Source organism: Neobacillus nitrireducens, assembly GCF_030915405.1.
Lineage (GTDB): Bacteria > Bacillota > Bacilli > Bacillales > Cytobacillaceae > Neobacillus.
Map to the genome: position 1 here is coordinate 1,576,250 of NZ_CP133262.1, position 18,915 is coordinate 1,595,164.

At 38.3% G+C, this 18,915-nt stretch carries 17 protein-coding genes; all 17 read right to left on the reverse strand.

All coding sequences use genetic code 11. The annotated features are described in order from the left end of the window. Window positions 1–338: 338 nt before the first annotated feature. A complete protein-coding gene (locus tag RCG22_RS07525) occupies window positions 339–2,684 on the reverse strand; it encodes a DNA translocase FtsK (protein ID WP_308106406.1) in 2,346 nt (781 codons plus the stop codon). Between the two features lie 132 nt (window positions 2,685–2,816). Then, window positions 2,817–3,053 (reverse strand): YlzJ-like family protein, encoded by a 237-nt coding sequence (locus tag RCG22_RS07530; protein WP_308106407.1) that lies wholly within the window; start codon window positions 3,051–3,053, stop codon window positions 2,817–2,819. Further along, entirely contained in the window at window positions 3,050–3,805 is a 756-nt protein-coding gene (locus RCG22_RS07535; protein ID WP_098261200.1) for a ClpP family protease, read from the reverse strand. The genes RCG22_RS07530 and RCG22_RS07535 overlap by 4 nt, the downstream gene beginning before the upstream one ends. Window positions 3,806–3,905: 100 nt before the next feature. Next, entirely contained in the window at window positions 3,906–5,600 is a 1,695-nt protein-coding gene (locus RCG22_RS07540) for a ribonuclease J (RefSeq protein WP_374049432.1), read from the reverse strand. 201 nt (window positions 5,601–5,801) lie between these two features. After that, complete coding sequence (gene dapA / locus RCG22_RS07545; protein WP_308106409.1) at window positions 5,802–6,674, reverse strand: 4-hydroxy-tetrahydrodipicolinate synthase; 873 nt, start codon at window positions 6,672–6,674, stop codon at window positions 5,802–5,804. Between the two features lie 89 nt (window positions 6,675–6,763). Beyond that, window positions 6,764–8,008 (reverse strand): aspartate kinase, encoded by a 1,245-nt coding sequence (gene dapG / locus RCG22_RS07550; RefSeq protein WP_308106410.1) that lies wholly within the window; start codon window positions 8,006–8,008, stop codon window positions 6,764–6,766. Window positions 8,009–8,042: 34 nt separating this feature from the next. After that, window positions 8,043–9,092 (reverse strand): aspartate-semialdehyde dehydrogenase, encoded by a 1,050-nt coding sequence (asd, locus tag RCG22_RS07555; RefSeq protein WP_308106411.1) that lies wholly within the window; start codon window positions 9,090–9,092, stop codon window positions 8,043–8,045. 193 nt (window positions 9,093–9,285) lie between these two features. Then, window positions 9,286–9,885, reverse strand: coding sequence for a dipicolinate synthase subunit B (dpaB, locus tag RCG22_RS07560; RefSeq protein ID WP_308106412.1), 600 nt, complete (start codon window positions 9,883–9,885; stop codon window positions 9,286–9,288). Continuing rightward, window positions 9,882–10,784, reverse strand: a complete 903-nt coding sequence (dpaA, locus tag RCG22_RS07565; RefSeq protein WP_308106413.1) for a dipicolinic acid synthetase subunit A — start codon at window positions 10,782–10,784, stop codon at window positions 9,882–9,884. Before dpaA ends, dpaB begins: the two co-directional genes overlap by 4 nt. 166 nt (window positions 10,785–10,950) lie before the next feature. Beyond that, window positions 10,951–11,196: a YlmC/YmxH family sporulation protein gene (locus RCG22_RS07570; protein WP_098261193.1), complete on the reverse strand. Its 246-nt coding sequence runs from the start codon at window positions 11,194–11,196 to the stop codon at window positions 10,951–10,953. A gap of 110 nt (window positions 11,197–11,306) precedes the next feature. Continuing rightward, window positions 11,307–12,545 carry a M16 family metallopeptidase gene (locus RCG22_RS07575; RefSeq protein ID WP_308106414.1) on the reverse strand — a complete coding sequence of 413 codons (1,239 nt, stop codon included), beginning with the start codon at window positions 12,543–12,545 and terminating at the stop codon, window positions 11,307–11,309. 103 nt (window positions 12,546–12,648) lie between these two features. After that, complete coding sequence (locus RCG22_RS07580) at window positions 12,649–13,593, reverse strand: polysaccharide deacetylase family protein (RefSeq protein WP_308106415.1); 945 nt, start codon at window positions 13,591–13,593, stop codon at window positions 12,649–12,651. Between the two features lie 114 nt (window positions 13,594–13,707). Then, window positions 13,708–15,825 carry a polyribonucleotide nucleotidyltransferase gene (gene pnp, locus RCG22_RS07585; RefSeq protein WP_308106416.1) on the reverse strand — a complete coding sequence of 706 codons (2,118 nt, stop codon included), beginning with the start codon at window positions 15,823–15,825 and terminating at the stop codon, window positions 13,708–13,710. A 241-nt stretch (window positions 15,826–16,066) separates the two neighbouring features. Next, window positions 16,067–16,336 carry a 30S ribosomal protein S15 gene (gene rpsO, locus RCG22_RS07590; protein ID WP_026566475.1) on the reverse strand — a complete coding sequence of 90 codons (270 nt, stop codon included), beginning with the start codon at window positions 16,334–16,336 and terminating at the stop codon, window positions 16,067–16,069. Between the two features lie 240 nt (window positions 16,337–16,576). Beyond that, window positions 16,577–17,521 carry a bifunctional riboflavin kinase/FAD synthetase gene (ribF, locus tag RCG22_RS07595; RefSeq protein ID WP_308106417.1) on the reverse strand — a complete coding sequence of 315 codons (945 nt, stop codon included), beginning with the start codon at window positions 17,519–17,521 and terminating at the stop codon, window positions 16,577–16,579. Window positions 17,522–17,551: 30 nt separating this feature from the next. Continuing rightward, window positions 17,552–18,472: a tRNA pseudouridine(55) synthase TruB gene (gene truB, locus RCG22_RS07600; protein WP_308106418.1), complete on the reverse strand. Its 921-nt coding sequence runs from the start codon at window positions 18,470–18,472 to the stop codon at window positions 17,552–17,554. 59 nt (window positions 18,473–18,531) lie between these two features. Continuing rightward, window positions 18,532–18,903 (reverse strand): 30S ribosome-binding factor RbfA, encoded by a 372-nt coding sequence (rbfA, locus tag RCG22_RS07605; RefSeq protein ID WP_088086394.1) that lies wholly within the window; start codon window positions 18,901–18,903, stop codon window positions 18,532–18,534. Window positions 18,904–18,915: the final 12 nt, after the last annotated feature.

Sequence of the window (18,915 nt, forward strand, 5' to 3'; positions counted from 1 at the left end):
CTGCTTCCTCCAGCCTTATTCCTTAGACATCAGACATCTGATATCATTTCTACTAATCGAAATTTATCTTAACATTATTTTTGGGATAAATAAATAGCTAATAAAAAAATTTGATTAGATAGGATGAATGGTGCTGTCACAAATAAAGCTAGGTACTTCCAACTATTTTTTAAATGGGAAATTCGAAGGAATTTCTTAACATATGTATATTTTTATTATGAACATTTAGTACCAAGTTCTATATTATTAATAACTCCTACTAAATTATTATCACGAAAAAAAACCTCTATTATGTATTTTTCGCATGAACATAATAAAGGTTACTACTTTCTATTTAATTATGAACTTTGTTCTTCTTTATCTTTAGGTTTTGATTGGAGAACAGCCCGTGGCTTACTGCCCTCATATGGACCAACAATACCACGTGCTTCCATTTCATCAATTAACCTAGCTGCTCTTGTATAGCCTATACGGAACCGTCTTTGTAACATCGAAACAGATGCTGTTTGCATTTCAATAATTAGCTCAACTGCCTCATCATATATATCATCATCAACCACACCTGATACTTCAGGGATATCATCAGGAATCATATCTTCCTGGTATTGCGCTTTCTGTTGGGAAATAACAAATTCAACCGTGTCCTCTACCTCTTGATCTGATAAGAAAGCTCCTTGCACACGAACTGGTTTGGCCTCTCCAACCGGAAGGAATAACATATCCCCTCTTCCCAATAGTTTTTCAGCACCACCCATATCTAATATTGTTCTTGAATCGGTAGCACTTGAAACTGCAAAGGCAATTCTAGATGGAATATTCGCTTTAATTACCCCTGTAATAACATCAACTGATGGACGTTGCGTTGCAATAATTAAATGAATTCCTGCAGCACGCGCCATCTGGGCTAGGCGGGTAATCGCATCTTCCACATCGGAAGAGGCAACCATCATTAAGTCAGCCAACTCATCGACTATAACAACGATATATGGCAGCAAAGGCTGCTTATCGTTTTCCTCTAAATTATGCCTTCTAACATGGTCATTATAGCCCTCAATATTACGTGTTCCCGTATGGGAGAACAATTCGTAACGCCTTTCCATTTCACTTACTACCTTTTGCAGAGCTTGTGAGGCTTTTTTTGGATTCGTTACAACTGGCGCTAATAAGTGTGGAATACCGTTATAGACATTTAATTCGACCATTTTAGGGTCAATCATCATTAATTTTACTTCATGAGGCTTTGCTCGCATTAATATACTTGTGATAATACCGTTTATACAAACACTTTTCCCACTTCCCGTTGCACCTGCAACCAGTAAATGGGGCATTTTATTTAATTCAGCTAACACGGCTTCACCTGTAATATCCCTGCCTAAGGCTATAAGAAGCTTTGAATCCGGCTTGTCATTTTGCGTAGCTTCAAGCACTTCACGAAGGGAAACCATGGCCACTTCAGTATTAGGAACTTCAATTCCTATGGCAGATTTACCTGGAATTGGAGCTTCAATTCGGATACCCTTAGCAGCTAGTGCTAAGGCTAAGTCATCGCTTAAACTGACAATTTTACTAACTTTAACCCCGACATCAGGATGAACCTCATATTTTGTAACAGCTGGTCCTAAGTGTACTTGTGTAACACGCGCTTTCACGCCAAAACTCTGGAAGGTCCTTTCTAGTTTTGCCGCATTCGCATGAATTAGTTCATACTCCCCACTTTGATCTGTTTTCTTGGGTAGCTTAAGCAATCGAAGCGGCGGCAGCTCATAGGAGGTATTTTCCACCTCAGTAAAGGTGATGGGCGGAATCGGATCATCGTTCTCTTCATGGGTTCCTTTTGCCTTTGTTTCCTCACTAGGATGGGAATCGTTCTCTAATTCTTCTATATTTGCTCGATCAGCAAAACTAGATATAATAGGTTCCGTTGTTAGGATTTCCTCCTGAAGAGATGGTGTTTCTACATTTGAGACAGGATGATTTTGTTCACGGGTTTCCTGCGCTTGTCTCTTCTGAGCTATTTTTTCTGCCTTTCGCACTTGTTGTTTTTGTTTCCAGTCTGTCATGTCCATTTTAAAGGCATCCCACTGACTTTTTGAAAAATCAGCCATTACAATCATGATCTTCCCAATAAAATCTCCAAAAGATTTACCTGTAAGTAAAATAATTCCAATTAAAATAAAGATAAATGCAATAATTTTCGTACCTGTTTCAGCAAATAAATAATGGAATAAGGCAAATAAAATTGCCCCTATCATTCCCCCGCCAAGATCGGTGGTGCTTGTTTCACCTCTAAGTTCCATCATGAACAATTCCCATGTATTTCCGATCACACTAGGATCTTTAAATTTCCCATCATTGGTCAGCAAATGAAAGAGGGTTACATGGCTTAAAAGTAGAATAGCAGAAGTAATAAAATAACTTCCTACCAATTTAATATGGAAGAAAAAAGGAATTGTTCGTTTCCACATCAAAAAAACACTTAATACAATTAGCCCAATTAAACTAAGCATATACCATTCTCCCATCCAAAAACGGAAGAAAATAACGGTTGCCTTGCCTACTGCACCGAGTTTTGCTATCGAGATGATCGCTATTGCTAGAAGAGCCAGTGCGGATAATTCAAATTGTACAGTCTTTTTGAGATGGTTATCTCTCTTTTTTGGTTGTCGTCTTTTTTTCTTTGCCATTTAATCACCTTGTTATTTCGTTATGGTATATTCATTTCTTATTTATTAATTCAAGATAAAAGGGTAAAAAAGGAAGAAAGCAGCCTAAGGTGGCTGCTCTTTTATCTTACCTGATTATACCATAATCTCCTATTACAATGCGGACAATCCTTCTAGGTTCGCGAAAGAAATTTTTGCACCCGGGCATATTTGATTGTCCATATAATGCTGTGGATCAGTACTCAGAATCCGGACAACTTGAACATTTTGCCCATCCATCATCTCTACTAAGAGTGGTATGCCTTGATAGCTTACCATTTGTTGATTACTAGGTGAATCGGCCTCATATGGAAAAATCAGTTCAGACGGCATCATTGTATAAAGAATCATTGAACTAACCCCTCGTTCTTTTCTTTATGAAGTTCCATCAATTCATTTAACTTTTTCATGGCCTTGCCTAGTCCGCCTACTTCATCAATTAGCCCTGTTTTCACGGCATCCACACCAATGACATTCGTTCCAATGTCTCTTGTTAAATTCCCCTTAGCAAACATTAGGTCTTTAAAGGTTTCTTCCGTTATTTTGGAATGCTTAGTTACAAAGTTGACAACCCGCTCTTGCATTTTATCCATATACTCAAAGGTTGCCGGAACTCCAATCACAAGACCTGTCAATCGGATCGGATGGATGGTCATTGTAGCGGTCTCCGCGATAAATGAATAGTCACAGGAAACGGCAATCGGCACCCCTATTGAATGCCCTCCTCCTAATACAATGGAAACAGTTGGCTTTGATAATGTGGCAAGCATTTCAGATATTGCTAGACCAGCCTCAACATCGCCGCCAACCGTATTTAAAATAATAAGGACTCCTTCGATTTTTGGATTTTGTTCTATTGCAACGAGTTGGGGAATTAAATGTTCATATTTTGTCGTTTTATTTTGTGGTGGAAGGGCTAAATGTCCTTCGATTTGTCCAATTATCGTTAAACAATGAATTTTAGAGTCTGTTGAAAGCTGTGGTACATTGGTTTGTCCTAGTTGCTGAATTTTTTCCATTAAAGTTGAAGAAGGTTTATCCTCTTTTTGAGGCTCCCCGCCCTCTTGATTTTCAGCTTCATTTTTTTGTAAATCATTATTCATCCTAATACTCCCTTCAAGCATGATATAGGTTAGTATTTACCTATATGAGGTAGTTTCATGCTTAAAATAAAAAGCACTGGATCGACCCAGTGCCTTCTTTTTAGATTTCCATAATGATTGGGAGAATCATTGGTCTTCTTTTCGTCTTTTCAAATAAATTTCGATTTAATTCTTCTCTGATATCCTGCTTCAAGCTTGACCATTCAAAGGAATCTTTTGCAATATTCCTTTCAACAATGTCCCGAACTAATTTGGTTGAATCCTCCATCAATTTTTCGGATTCGCGAACATAAACAAACCCTCTAGAGATTATTTCAGGTCCTGCGGCTATTTTCCGCTCATGTCTTGTTAGGGTTACTACCACAATAAGAATTCCATCCTGTGATAAAAGCCTGCGATCACGAAGGACAATATTTCCTACATCTCCAACCCCAATACCATCGATAAGGATATTCCCAGATGGTACTTTCCCGGCAAGTGTAAGTTTCCCTTCCTTCAATTCCACGATATCGCCGCGGTCAGGAATTAAAATTTGTTCATTAGTAAGTCCACATTCCATCGCCAATTTCCGATGAGCCTTCAGCATCCTAAATTCCCCGTGAACAGGTATCAAATATTTGGGCTTCATCAAGTTAATCATAAATTTTAATTCTTCTTGACTTCCATGACTTGAAACATGGATGGTCCTTTTCCCAGATATAACATTGGCACCAGCTCTAAAAAGCATATCAACAGTTTTAAATAAAAATACTTCACTGCCTCTAAGTGGTGAGGCCGCAATTAATACGGTATCACCCTTTTGAATATTAATCACTTTATCAATTTGTTTCGCCATTTTTTGTAAAGCCTCTATCGGTTCACCCTGACTTCCTGTCATTAACACGACAATTTCACGGTCTTGATAGTCTTTTATCTCACTAATAGGAATGATTAAATCCTCTGCAACTTCTAAATAACCTAAATCAAGGGCAATATGATAAATTCGTTCAAGACTTTTACCTACTACTGCTACTTTACGTCCGTTCTCCTGTGCTGCATCAAAAATATGCTGGATTCTATTAATATCAGAAGCAAAGCACGCAGCGATGATTCTCCCTGGTGCATTATAGAAAGCATTAGACATTTCACGCTCAACAATTGCTTCTGATGCCGTGTAGCCAGGCTTTTCTGCTTCTGTACTATCCGATAACAAACATAATACTCCTTGTTCCCCAATCGATGCCATTTTGCCTATCTCTGGTTTATAAAGCTTTGTCGCCGCTTGATCGAATTTAAAATCACCAGTATAAACAATGATTCCTTCAGATGTATGAATACAAACACCAACAGAATCAGGGATACTATGATTTGTTTTAAAAAAGCTTACTTCCACAGAATCCAAGTTAACAATCGTATCCGAATTAACCTCAATAAAATGTGCTTTACCAAAATAATCTTGCTCTTTAAGTTTGGCATTTGCAAGGGCAAGGGTTAACTTGGTTCCATACACAGGAACATCTAATTCACGAAGTACATACGATAACGCCCCGATATGATCTTCATGTCCATGTGTAAGGAAAATTGCTTTTACACGATCCTTATTTTCTCTTAAGTAGGTGAGATCCGGAATCACTATATCTATGCCAAGCATTTCTTCCTCGGGGAACATTAAGCCGGCATCAATGACAAATATATCCTTGTCCACCTCAACAAGATACATATTCTTTCCGATTTCTCCTATACCACCAAGTGTGATTAACTTAATGGAATTATTTAGTTTCTTTATCAATTTGTAAATCCTCCTATGCTGTATCATAATTTATATAATTGATCTCCGAAAAATGTCTAGCTCCAGCTCCGCTAAACGGCTGCTACCGCTTTTCTTATTTCCGTTCCAAATCAGTTATGATTATTATACTTGATTTTAGAAAACCTTTCCAACATTAATAATAATTGGTCTAATTTTATTAAAAAAATAAGCCAACCGAATCATTATCCGGTTGGCTTTAGTTATCTCTTATATCTTATTTAATAGGGTAATTAACGCTGAACGTTCTTGTTCTGTAAGGCCTACGAGAGGCAGCCTTACTGATCCAACATCTAATCCTTTTAGCTGTAAAGCTGTTTTAACAGGAGCAGGGCTAGGTGCAGTAAATAAACCTTGCATGATAGGAAGGAGTTGCTGATGCAATTTTGCTGCCTTTTCATTCTGTCCGTTAAGAAATGCGTTAACCAATTCTTTCAATTGGTTTCCAATGACATGGGAAGCAACTGAAACTATGCCTGCACCGCCAATGGAAAGAACAGGGATTGTTAGACTATCATCCCCACTATATAAAACAAAATCGTCCTCTGTATTAGCAATGATGTGTGTCATTGCACTTAGATCCCCGCTGGCTTCTTTTACTGCAACAATATTTGCTATCCTCGAGAGGCGAATAATCGTCTCAGGATGGATATTAACTGCAGACCGCCCTGGGATATTGTAAACCATCACTGGCAAGGAAGTGGCTTCCGCAATGGCTTTAAAATGCTGATATAAACCTTCTTGGCTTGGTTTATTATAATATGGTGCTACAGCCATAATCGCATCTACGCCTAGTTGCTCCGCTTTTTTTGTCAATTCCACAGATGCATAAGTATTATTACTTCCTGTTCCAGCAATGACAGGAATCCGTTTATTAACCGATTTTACTACATGATTAAATAATGCCAGCTTTTCTTCCTTAGATAACGTAGGTGATTCACCAGTGGTTCCAGCAACCACAAGTGAATCCGTTCCATTATCAATTAAAAAATTCACTAATTGCGTCGTCTTGGCTAAGTCAATATGCCCCTTCTTATCAAAAGGGGTAACCATTGCCGTCGAAACTCGCCCGAAATGAACCATATTCTTACTCCTCTCGATACAATCCATCATACAAATACACTAATCGCCTCTTCCGATTCGTTTGAATGATTTACCCATTCAAAAGTAAATTATAAATCGAAAAGATTAAATTCCAATGATTCTTCTTCTAATTGAAAAGCATCATGGAGGGCATTAACGGATTTAACCAAGTCCTCCTGCTTTACAAGTACCCAAATCGTCGTATGACTGTCTGCAGATTGTAATATACGAATTCCATGATCCGATAAGGCAGTTACAATTTTTGAAGTAACTCCAGGAACTCCGGCGATACCTGCACCAACAACTGAAACTTTTGCACAATGTCGCTCAACGACAGGGTCATGCCCTAATTCATTTAAGACCTGAATGGCACGATCGGTCATTTCTTCTGTTACTGTATAGATTACACCGTTCGGTGAGATGTTGATAAAATCTACGCTGATTCTTTCATTGGCCATTGCCTTAAATACTTCCGCTTGCAAATAATATTGATCCTTTTTAGCGAAAACTTTTATTTGGGTAACATTTGAAACATGTGCAATCCCTGTAACTACTCGTTCCTTAATATCACTGCCACGATTATTTTTATTTAATGAGGTGACCAATGTTCCTAAACCTTCAGAGTAAGTTGATCGAATCCGAATCGGTACTTTTGCCTGCATCGCAATTTCTACTGCTCTCGGATGAATGACCTTAGCCCCTTGATATGCCATATTACACACTTCGGTGTAAGTGACTATGGAAAGTGGTCGTGCATTTTCTGCAATGCGTGGATCAGCAGTCATAATTCCTTCCACATCAGTAAAAATGTCAATCCATTCCGCATTAAGCGCAGCACCGAGAGCTGCAGCAGAAGTATCACTTCCGCCGCGCCCAATTGTGGTCACATCTCCATTTTTTGCGGCTCCTTGAAAGCCCGCAACCACTACAACATCATTACTCTCTAATTCTTTAAGGAGTCTATCGCATTTCATATCATTGATTTTTGCATTTGTATGGTCATTGTTGGTTCGAAAACCTGCTTGAGCACCCGTTAGTGCAACAGCTTGAATCCCTTTTGCTAATAACATATTCACAAAAACGACACTAGAAATAACCTCACCACAAGACAATAATAAATCCAGTTCCCGTTTTGAGATTTTGCTTAAGTTTCCACCGATTAACGAAAGTAGTGTATCAGTTGCATAAGGGTCACCTTTTCTACCCATCGCGCTTACAACCACAACCACTTTATAGCCATCAGCTAACGCTTTCTCAATATGGCCTTGAGCATATTTCCTGCCATTTTCATCTTTTACAGATGTACCGCCAAATTTTTGAACAATAATTTTCATGGTGACACCAAAACCTGCCTTTTTTGTTGTAGCTTTATTTTACAATACCTAATTTAACTAAACTTTCCGCAATTTGAACTGAATTCCATGCTGCACCTTTGAGCAAGTTATCGGAAACTACCCACATATGAAAACCACGAGGTTCATCAATGTCTCTTCTAATTCGTCCAACAAATACATCATTTTTCCCAACGCAATTTGCTGGCATCGGATATAGTTGGTTTTCCGGATCATCTTGCAAAATAACACCTGGTGCATCCTTTAATAGTGCCTTAATGTCATTTGCACTTACATTATCTGCCTCTATTTCAAAATAAACAGATTCAGAATGACCCACGGCAACAGGAAGTCGAACACAAGTAGCGGAAACCTGTAATTCTGGCAAGTGCATGATTTTTTTTGTTTCATTAATCATTTTCATTTCTTCAAATGTGTATCCATTTTCTTGAAATTTATCAATTTGTGGAATGGCATTAAAAGCAATCTGATAGTGATTTTTATCAGATTTTACTGGTAATATCTTAGGCTCATAAGCTTCACTGTTTAAAATCGCCTGAGTTTGCTCCATTAATTCTTCAACCGCTGCTGCACCTGAACCCGAAACAGCTTGATAGGTTGAAACAATTACCTTTTTCAAGCCGAAGTGTTGACGGATCGGCTCAAGAGCAACCACCATTTGAATGGTAGAACAATTTGGGTTTGCAATAATCCCATTTTGATTGTGAAGGTCGGCTTCATTTACTTCAGGTACAACTAATGGTGTATTCTCATCCATTCTAAAAGCACTAGTGTTGTCCACCACAATCGCACCACGTTTAACAGCTTCCGGACCAAGCTCCTTTGATACACTGCCACCTGCACTAAACAGGGCAATCTCAACACCTTCAAAGCTCTCAGGCTTAGCTTCTTCAATGATATATTCCTGACCATTAACATCTACTTTTTTCCCTGCTGATCGAGCTGAGGATAATAGAGTTAGTTTTCTGATTGGGAAGTTCTCTTTAATTAATGTTTGTATCATTTGTTGTCCTACTGCTCCTGTTGCTCCAACAACAGCAACGTGAAATCCATTTTGTTGACTCATTACAGGTTCCCCTTCCAACTAGCTGGTCATTATATCAAAAAAAGGAATTGGCCTTTATATAGCTGCCAGCATGTTATCCATAATTTTTATTATCTCATCAGCGGGCAAATGATCTTCCCACTGATGATAGAATAATTTATTTTAACATATTCCATAAAAGAAATAACCTTTTTTGATGAATGAGGGGGGATAATTAGTCAGAATCTTTATACCTTTCTACTAACACAGGTTGAATTTGTTTTCCTTCGATTGCTGCTTCAACAGTTTCAGTGAGCAATGCCATTCTTGCAACCATTGAATTTGGCTTATTTTTGGGGTCATCCTGACCATAGGGAATAAAATATATATTCTTTGTTGCCATTAACCTCATTAAGTTTACACCATTTAATCCGAGTGCGTCGTTGGTTGAGATTCCAAGGACAACCGGCTTTAAATTTCGGAGCGTGGCTTTTGCAGCCATTAATACTGGGCTATCGTTCATGGCATTGGCAAATTTACTCATTGATACACCTGTTAATGGAGCAATGATCATACAATCAAGTGGGATTTTGGGACCGAGTGGTTCCGCTTTTACAATTGAATCAATAATCTTATTCCCTGTTAAATCTTCAATTCGCTGAATCCAATCCTCCCCTTTACCAAATCGAGTATCTGTATTTTTTACTGTAAAAGTTACAACTGGCAAGACCTCAGCTCCAGCTTGCACTAATTTTTCTATTTCCGGGAATACTGCATCATACGTACAATGTGAACCGGTTAAGCCAAAGCCAATTCTTTTACCCTTTAAACTCATTTCACTTTCCCCTTTCGCTTTCTTAAATCATCTTGAAGCAGTTGGGCAAGAACATTCGCCAGAATTTGACCCGCTGTTTTCGGCGCTACAATTCCTGGCAATCCTGGGGCAAGTAATGCCTTTATTCCCCTTTTTTCTGCGTATCTAAAATCAGTTCCACCCGGTTTTGATGCAAGGTCAATAATGAGCGTGTGTGAAGGCAATTTAGAAATAACTCTTGCTGTTACGATTAAATGTGGCGCTGTGTTTATTAAGATATCGCTATTATTCACTTCATTTTCCAAATCCTTCAAATGAAAAGGCGTTAAGCCCATTTCAGTGATTCTTGCCAAATGTTCACTCTTTCTAGCTCCAACCTTCACATTTGCTCCAAGTGCCGCAAATGTTCTTGCAACACTCATTCCAACTCTACCTAACCCAAGAACCGTAATATTCGACCCATGTATGGTAAAATCAGTGTGTTGGATCGCCATCATAATTGTCCCTTCTACTGTAGGGATTGAATTATAGATAGCCACATCATCCCTTTCAAATAACTGAATAAGAGTCCGCTTGGCTTCCTTGGTAATCCCATTTAAATAGGCATTGCTAATTCCTGAATAAATCGTACAATGTTCTGGAGTCTTAGAAATTATATCTGCAGTCAAAATAACCTTTTCATTTGAAAAGATTGTTTCTACCTGTCCTTCTAAGTTAGTACCCGGCACTGGTAGGATAAGGGTATCCATTATTGAAAAATCGACTTCATCCAGTTTTTCCTTGACCGCACCCGTAAAAGCATGGTCAAGCTGTTCAAAACCAATAAGCGATAGTCTCGCATCTAATTCGGTTAACTTGCGGATGATTTCCAGCTGTCTGGCATCCCCACCAATCACGGCAATTTGCATCCCTGTCAGCATGAAAACATTCACCTTCTTTTTTTTAAAATCCTACTATGAATTCCCTTTTCTTTATATCACTTCACCATATTATGTCGGTTAACTTCATTCGGTGAGTTTTCCATCCATACTAAATAAAAAAGCCCAAGCAAGTTGACACTTGCTTGGGCTTTTTTGCCACAGTACGTTACTGTTCTTCATCTGGTACATCGATTATGATCATATCAGAGCCAATTTTTTTAATGTGCTGCCAAGGGACCCTGATTTCTTCCCCTTGTTTTCGAAAACCAAACCATTTAATTGAAGGTATTAGCAGAGCCTGAATTTGACCGGTGCCTTCATTAATTTCTAAATCGGTTTGGCCAAGTACACCAAGTCGTTCTGCCTTTTTTACATCAACAATTTCTTTTCCGCTTAGTTCACTTAACCTCAATGCTTTTGTCCCTCCTTCATTACCCCTTACTATTAGTTTATAAGAGGAAGCTCCCCTTTAGACTAACTAAAAAAAGAGGTAATCCAACTGTGTGGATTACCTCTTTTCTGTTATGTTAATGAAGTTGGGAATTCTCCGTCTGGACTGATTAGGGTTACGGAATAGTTGTCATTAAAGACTGCCTTGGTCATTTCGTCTACACTCTGTTTGGAAACTGCATCGATCTGATCGATAATTTCATCGAGTGAACGGTGACGTTTCAATAAAAGTTCATTTTTACCATTACGACTCATCCGGCTGTTTGTACTTTCCAGACTTAACATCAAGCTGCCCTTCAGCTGCTCTTTACTATTTGTTAATTCTCGTTCAGTAATTCCTTCTTGCTTTAATTTATTGAGTGTTTCTTGGATGGTTTCATATAGAACATTAAGCTGTTTAGCCCCTGTTCCACCATAAACCGTCACAATCCCACTGTCTTGATAGGCAGAATGGTACGAGAAAACTGAATAAGCTAAGCCCCTTTGCTCACGGACTTCCTGGAATAATCTTGAGCTCATGCTGCCGCCCAAAATATTATTTAATGTAATTAGGCTGTAGATATCTTCATGCCCAACCTTTAATCCTTCAAAACCAATACATAAGTGGGCCTGTTCCGTATCCTTCTTTCGAGAAATCCGATTGGAATGGAAGGTTGGAATATTTTCAACTGCTTGGTTGTTCGCACCTTTATAGGATCCAAAATATTTTTCGACTTCTTTAATAAAGGATTCCGATACATTACCTGCAATTGAAATGACAACATTTTCAGGAGTGTACCTCTCATGAATATATTCCTTTAACGTTTGGCCGGTAAACGTATTAAGTGTTTCTTCTGTTCCTAAAATAGGATATCCTAGTGGATGTTCTCCATAAACTGCTCTGCTCAGTAAGTCATGAACAATATCATCAGGAGTATCTTCGTACATTTTTATTTCTTCTAAGACTACATTTCTCTCTTTGTTTAGTTCCTCTTCCACAAAAGTTGAGTTAAAGAACATATCAGCTAACACATCTAATGCAAATTGGGAGTGTGTATCAAGGACTTTTGCATAATAGCAGGTATACTCCTTTGATGTAAACGCATTCACCTGTCCACCAATACTATCAAAGGATTCGGCAATTTCTTTTGCTGACCTTGTATTTGTGCCTTTAAAGAACATATGCTCCAGAAAATGTGAAATACCATTGTTCCCGGGGTTCTCATCTCTAGATCCCGTACCAATCCATACACCAATTGCAACTGATCGTACAGTTGAGATATTTTCTAAAACAATTCTTACTCCATTTTGGCATGTGTATTTATTAATCATCGACTTCCTCCAGTCTCTATAACAGAAGCTGCTGCTACTCCATTTATCATTATACTTATTAAAATGTATTTTCTCCAATTTTCAGTATATCTTACTACGATTATTACTCAACTCTTTCTTCACTCATTAATTCAGAAACTGTTCCAATTTCTAAGTTTTTTTGTTTAATTTGTGTGATTAAGCGATCGAGCGATTTCGCAGTCGATTCTGTTGGGTGCATAAGGACCATTGACCCGTTGTTAATCTTTGACATCACACGATTTACAAGAACATCTGCAGTTGGTTTCCTCCAGTCCACGGTATCAACTGTCCACATAACAGTCTTCATTTTTAATTCACTGGCAACTTTTATCGTCTCATCTCGATAACTGCCACTAGGAGGAGCAAACCAGACGCATTTCTTACCTGTAGCCGCTTCGATAATTTCATTTGTTTTCACGATTTGTTCCCTGGCGCTACCACTGGTTAGTTGCTTCATATCTGGATGAGAATAGGAATGGTTCCCAACCTCATGACCAGAACTAACAATCATTTTTGCTAGATCGGGATTTTTTTTGACCCAATTTCCTTCAAGAAAGAAACTAACCGATATATTATGTTTTTTTAGAGTTGCAAGCATCTCTGATAAATATTCATTTCCCCAAGCCACATTAATAATAAACGTTACCATTGGTTTATTTGGATTCCCTTTATAAATAGGAGCTGGCGGTAAATCGTTGAGATGAACCTTTGGCTTTATCTGAGTAAAGATTAGTTTCTTTTCATTAAAAACGCCTTTTTGTTTCATATTCTTATATGAAGCTGGAATATCAACCTTTCGCCCATTATAGCCAGGAATAGCTTTCCAGACCCTGTCATTGGTCGCATCGATAGGCGGTATTTCGTATGTAGGGGCTTTTTTAATAATACTCTGATAAAGAGGGTCTGACTCTTTCGCTGCGGGCAATGCTGTTTCCTTTTTTAAAGTTAAATATTTGCTAACAAATGGATTACTTACTGCGATCCATCCTGCTAAACAAATCATTATTTTGATTGAAACTTTTTTCATCTAACCTTCCCCCTTTCCATACAGAGTATGTATAAAAGGGACAAGGTAGAACTGTAGGTTCACTTATACAACATATGTAAAAAGCCAGGGTAATTACCCTGACTTGCCTATTTATTATTTACTTTCTTCGGCCTTTTCACGCTGTTCTTTTAAGACGGCTTTGCGAGAAAGGTTTACACGACCCTGTTTATCAATCTCAGTTACTTTAACTAATAGTTCGTCCCCGATTTTGATAACATCCTCCACTTTACCTACTCGCTCTTCAGCAAGTTCAGATATATGAACGAGACCATCTTTACCAGCAAAGATTTCCAAGAAGGCTCCAAATTTTTCAATTCGTTTTACCTTACCAAGATACATTTCGCCTACCTGAACTTCACGAACAATATCTTCAATGATTTTCTTTGCTTTTTGGTTCATTTCTTGATTTGTGGATGCAATAAATACGGTACCATCCTGCTCGATATCAATCTTTACGCCAGTTTCTTCAATAATCTTATTGATTTGCTTACCGCTCGGTCCAATAACATCACGAATTTTATCTGGATTGATTGTCATCGTCAAGATTTTCGGTGCAAACTGTGAAAGCTCTGCTCTCGGTTCAGAAATAGTAGCCAACATAGAATTTAAAATATGCATCCTGCCCACTTTTGCCTGCTGAAGGGCCTCTTCTAAAATTTCACGGGAAAGACCTTCAATCTTAATATCCATTTGCAGTGCAGTAACACCTTTTGCAGTACCCGCTACTTTAAAGTCCATATCTCCTAGATGATCTTCCATCCCTTGAATATCAGATAAAACGGTATAATGCTCTCCTGATTTTACAAGTCCCATTGCAATACCTGCTACTGGAGCTTTAATTGGAACACCAGCATCCATCATAGCTAATGTACTAGCACAAATACTTGCTTGAGAAGTGGAACCATTCGATTCAAGTACTTCAGATACAAGACGAATCGTATATGGGAAATCCTTTTCAGAAGGAACAATTGGCTCAAGTGCACGTTCGCCGAGGGCACCATGACCAATTTCACGACGTCCCGGACCACGGATTGGACCGGTTTCTCCAACACTGAATTGAGGGAAGTTATAATGATGCATAAAGCGTTTTTCTTCCTCAATTCCAAGACCATCAAGGATTTGTACATCCCCCATTGCCCCAAGCGTACAGATACTAAGCGCTTGAGTTTGTCCACGTGTGAAAAGACCTGAACCGTGGGTACGAGGCAAAATACCTATCTGTGAGGACAATGGTCGAATTTCATCAATTTTCCGTCCATCTGGACGAACCTTTTCAACCGTAATTAATCGACGAACTTCACCTTTAACAATCTTGTCCAATATTTGTTTCACTTGCTTCATATCTTCATCTGTGGCTTCTTGTTCCACATATTTGGAAATAACCTGGTTTTTGACTTCTTTAATGGCATCTTCACGGGCATGCTTTTCTTGTACCTGAATGGCATTTAACATATCAGCTTCACAGATTTCCCGAACCTCAGCCTCGAGTTCTTTATCAATTTCATAAAGAGAAATATCTCTCTTTGGTTTGCCAATTTCAGCGACAATTTTTTCTTGAAACTCAATTAAGCGTTTTATCTCATTATGACCAAACATAATGGCTTCAAGCATTGTTTCCTCAGGAACTTCTAACGCCCCTGCCTCTACCATGTTGATTGCATCCTTAGTACCGGCAACAGTTAAATGAATGTCACTTTTTTCAGCTTGTTCAACAGTTGGGTTAACGACAAATTCATTGTTAACTCGACCTACAACCACACCTGCAATTGGACCTTCAAACGGGATATCGGATGTACTTAGTGCTAATGAAGAACCAAACATTGCAGCCATTTCTGTAGAACAATCTTGGTCCACACTCATGACAATACTAATAACTTGAACATCATTGCGAAATCCATCAGCAAATAGCGGACGAATGGGTCTGTCAATAAGCCTGCTTGCTAATATTGCCTTTTCACTTGGACGGCCCTCACGTTTAATAAAACCGCCCGGGATTTTTCCCACTGCATATAACCGCTCTTCATAGTTAACTGTTAATGGAAAAAAGTCCAAGTTTTTTGGTTCTTTTGAGGCAGTAGCCGTACTTAATACTGCTGTATCTCCATAGCGTACTAGGACCGCACCGCTTGCTTGTTTAGCTAATTGTCCAATTTCGACAGTTAATTTACGGCCTGCCCAAACAATGGAATACTCATGTTTCAATTGTTCCATATTTTTACCCCTCTCTATCTAAATCACTTAGGAGGATGATGCGAAAATTTTCACTCCCGCTATACTCATCATACTAAATTTACTTTTATTAAAAAGCTTAAAAAGCTGTTGTTTCAATAGGTAATCACCTTAATAGTATGCACAAAAATTACTGACTTAAAAATATGTATAAAAAATTCTTTATTTTCTTTTCTTCTTTTTAAGGCTAATAAAAAAGCGGGAATAATCCCGCTTCTGTAAATTAACGACGTAGACCAAGCTTATTAATTAACACACGGTAACGTTGTACGTCTTTGTTACGTAAGAATGTTAAAAGATTACGACGTTTACCAACCATTTTCAAAAGACCGCGACGTGAGTGGTGATCTTTCTTATGAGTACGTAAGTGCTCATTTAAATTGTTGATTGATTCTGTAAGGACAGCGATTTGAACTTCTGCAGATCCAGTGTCGCTTTCATGAGTTTTAAACTCATTGATAAGTTCATTTTTACGTTCTTGAGTGATTGCCATCCGGATTCACCTCCTAAATTTTACAAATCCCCTGTTACTGAGCAAGCGTTGGTGATTCGCCTTGCCAAGTAGAGGTTATTTTTAATACGTTAATAAGAATACAACTTTTCTCGTCAAAAAGCAAGGCTATACCTAAGTTTATTGTAAGAAAAACACTTTTTTAAGATTAGAATTAAGAAGATTGTCTTATTTATAGTCTCTGTTGATTTCCGCTCCAGGCGCTCCCTCAACATGGCAAGCCTAATTTTTAAAATAATTTAATGAATTTTGCTTATCTTTTTCTATTTGGGCAACCAACTCTGCAATACCTGAGAATTTCTGTTCTTTTCGTAAGGGAAGATGCCACTGAATGACCACTTCTTTACCATAGATATCCTCATTAAAGTTGAATAAATGTACTTCGACAGAAGTATGTAAGGCTTCCTTATTAAAGGTGGGTTTGTAACCAATATTACAAACTCCATTGTACCATTGCGAATCTGTGTCTACTTTCATTCTTACGGCATACACACCGAGCGGCGGGATAATATAATCATCATTTATGTCAACATTTGCCGTTGGAAAGCCAATCGTTCTGCCTCGTTTATCTCCGTGAATGACAATGCCCGAGGTAGTATAATATCGACCAAGAAGTGAAAGAAGCGTGTCTGTTCTTCCCTCTTTAAGCAGCTTTCGAATTCTAGTTGAACTAACCTTTTCGTCTGCCTGAGTGAACTTTGGAACGACAGAATAAGAAAATTGATTTCTTGAATGAAAGGGCAATGTTTCCATTGTTCCTTTTCCCATGCGCCCATAAGTAAAATCAAAACCAGCAACCACGTGCATTACGTTCAGTCCAATCACGTATTGGTCAATGAATTCCTGTGGCAGCAAATTAGCAAATTCAGTGGTAAAATTAATGATAAATAAATAATCAATACCAAGTTCTTCAATGATTTTTATTTTTTCAGTTAATGGGGTTATATACTGAATCTGCTGCTCGGTTTTTCCTAATACAACGGAGGGATGGGGATCAAATGTCATGACCGCACTGCAAATACCCTTTTCATCAGCATGCTTTTTTGCCTCAAGAATCACTTGTTGATGTCCACGATGCACTCCGTCAAAATAACCCAGAGCCAGAGCTAGGGGTGGATTTTCAGCATTTATGTTTTTATATGGAAATCTAAGCCTAATTACTTCCAATGAAACTCACCTTTTCTATACCGTACCTTTTTAATCTAAATCATTACGTAACACTTTAACTGGTTTAAAGAGGTCTGGCTTGCTGGGATGTCTTGAATAAATAGCCAGAGCTAGTCCATCAGCAGTTTCAGTGACAATTGGTCCGTTACTTGTTGATAAATGTTCTGGCATCTGTAATAATGCACCATTTTTCACTTTCTCTGCTACTTTATCATTAATTAGTAATTTCGGCAAATCAGAAAGTGCAGTTTCTAGTGGTCTTAATACACTCGAAATTGTTCCTTCTTCCATATGTCTTTCAATCTCTTCGAAAGTCAAACAATCTTCTAATGAATATGAAGCTGATTGAACTCTTTGTAAGTACGACATATGTGCGGGGTAGCCTAACATTTCACCTATCATGGCTGCTAAGGTTCGAATATAAGTTCCTTTACTACAACTGACTCTAAACCTAAATGTAATGGTTTCACCAATAAATTCAGAACGATCATCTAATAGTACAATTGAATAAATCGTTACCTTCCTAGTTGGCCGTTCGACCTCAATCCCCTTCCTTGCTAATTCATACAGACGGACCCCGCCTACTTTTACCGCTGAGAACATTGGTGGGGTTTGTTCAATTTCACCTGTGATTGATTGAAGTATTTGGAGAATCTCTTCTCGTTGAATGATTCGGTTTACCGGTTTCTGTGCCACTATTTCACCTGAGGCGTCTTCCGTTGTGGTCGAAAAACCAATCGTTACTTCTCCCTCATAAGTTTTACCAGCCTCTGTTATGTATTCAGCAACTTTTGTCGCCTTTCCTATGCATATAGGAAGCACTCCAGTGACGTCTGGATCTAATGTGCCTGTATGACCTACTTTTTTTGTTTTTAATATTTTCCGTAACCTAAAAACACAGTCATGGGATGTTAAGCCTGCAGGTTTAAATAAAGGTATTATGCCTTCCAATCAGTTGTCCTCCAATCAAAAATTTCATCGAAAAAAAAGGATAGACAATGTCTATCCAATTATTCTTCTTCACTTTTTTCTAAAGGTTTTTCATCCTTATGGAGTTGATGAAGAAGTGTATCAATTCGATTTCCGTAATCAATAGATTCATCCCATTCAAAGATGATTTCAGGTGTTTTACGAAGACGGATACGGTGGCCGATTTCAGTTCGAATAAAGCCTTTTGCTTTGGCCAAACCTTTTAACGTATTTTCCCTTTGCTCTTCATCGCCTAATACGGAAATATATACTTTTGCTTGTTGTAAATCTCCTGTTACTTCAACGTCGGTAACCGTCACAAAACCAATCCGTGGATCCTTGATTTTACGTCCGATGATGTCACCTAGTTCTTTTTTCATTTGTTCGCCTACACGATTTGCTCTGTGGCTCATCACATTCACCTC

Excerpts from the sequence above, each read along its gene's own strand:
- RCG22_RS07525 (WP_308106406.1), bottom strand. The coding sequence starts at position 2,684 with ATGGCAAAGAAAAAAAGACGACAACCAAAAAAGAGAGATAACCATCTC.
- RCG22_RS07530 (WP_308106407.1), bottom strand. The coding sequence starts at position 3,053 with ATGATTCTTTATACAATGATGCCGTCTGAACTGATTTTTCCATATGAG.
- RCG22_RS07535 (WP_098261200.1), bottom strand. The coding sequence starts at position 3,805 with ATGAATAATGATTTACAAAAAAATGAAGCTGAAAATCAAGAGGGCGGG.
- RCG22_RS07540 (WP_374049432.1), bottom strand. The coding sequence starts at position 5,600 with ATGATACAGCATAGGAGGATTTACAAATTGATAAAGAAACTAAATAAT.
- dapA (WP_308106409.1), bottom strand. The coding sequence starts at position 6,674 with ATGGTTCATTTCGGGCGAGTTTCGACGGCAATGGTTACCCCTTTTGAT.
- dapG (WP_308106410.1), bottom strand. The coding sequence starts at position 8,008 with ATGAAAATTATTGTTCAAAAATTTGGCGGTACATCTGTAAAAGATGAA.
- asd (WP_308106411.1), bottom strand. The coding sequence starts at position 9,092 with ATGAGTCAACAAAATGGATTTCACGTTGCTGTTGTTGGAGCAACAGGA.
- dpaB (WP_308106412.1), bottom strand. The coding sequence starts at position 9,885 with ATGAGTTTAAAGGGTAAAAGAATTGGCTTTGGCTTAACCGGTTCACAT.
- dpaA (WP_308106413.1), bottom strand. The coding sequence starts at position 10,784 with ATGCTGACAGGGATGCAAATTGCCGTGATTGGTGGGGATGCCAGACAG.
- RCG22_RS07575 (WP_308106414.1), bottom strand. The coding sequence starts at position 12,545 with ATGATTAATAAATACACATGCCAAAATGGAGTAAGAATTGTTTTAGAA.
- RCG22_RS07580 (WP_308106415.1), bottom strand. The coding sequence starts at position 13,593 with ATGAAAAAAGTTTCAATCAAAATAATGATTTGTTTAGCAGGATGGATC.
- pnp (WP_308106416.1), bottom strand. The coding sequence starts at position 15,825 with ATGGAACAATTGAAACATGAGTATTCCATTGTTTGGGCAGGCCGTAAA.
- rpsO (WP_026566475.1), bottom strand. The coding sequence starts at position 16,336 with ATGGCAATCACTCAAGAACGTAAAAATGAACTTATCAATGAGTTTAAA.
- rbfA (WP_088086394.1), bottom strand. The coding sequence starts at position 18,903 with ATGAGCCACAGAGCAAATCGTGTAGGCGAACAAATGAAAAAAGAACTA.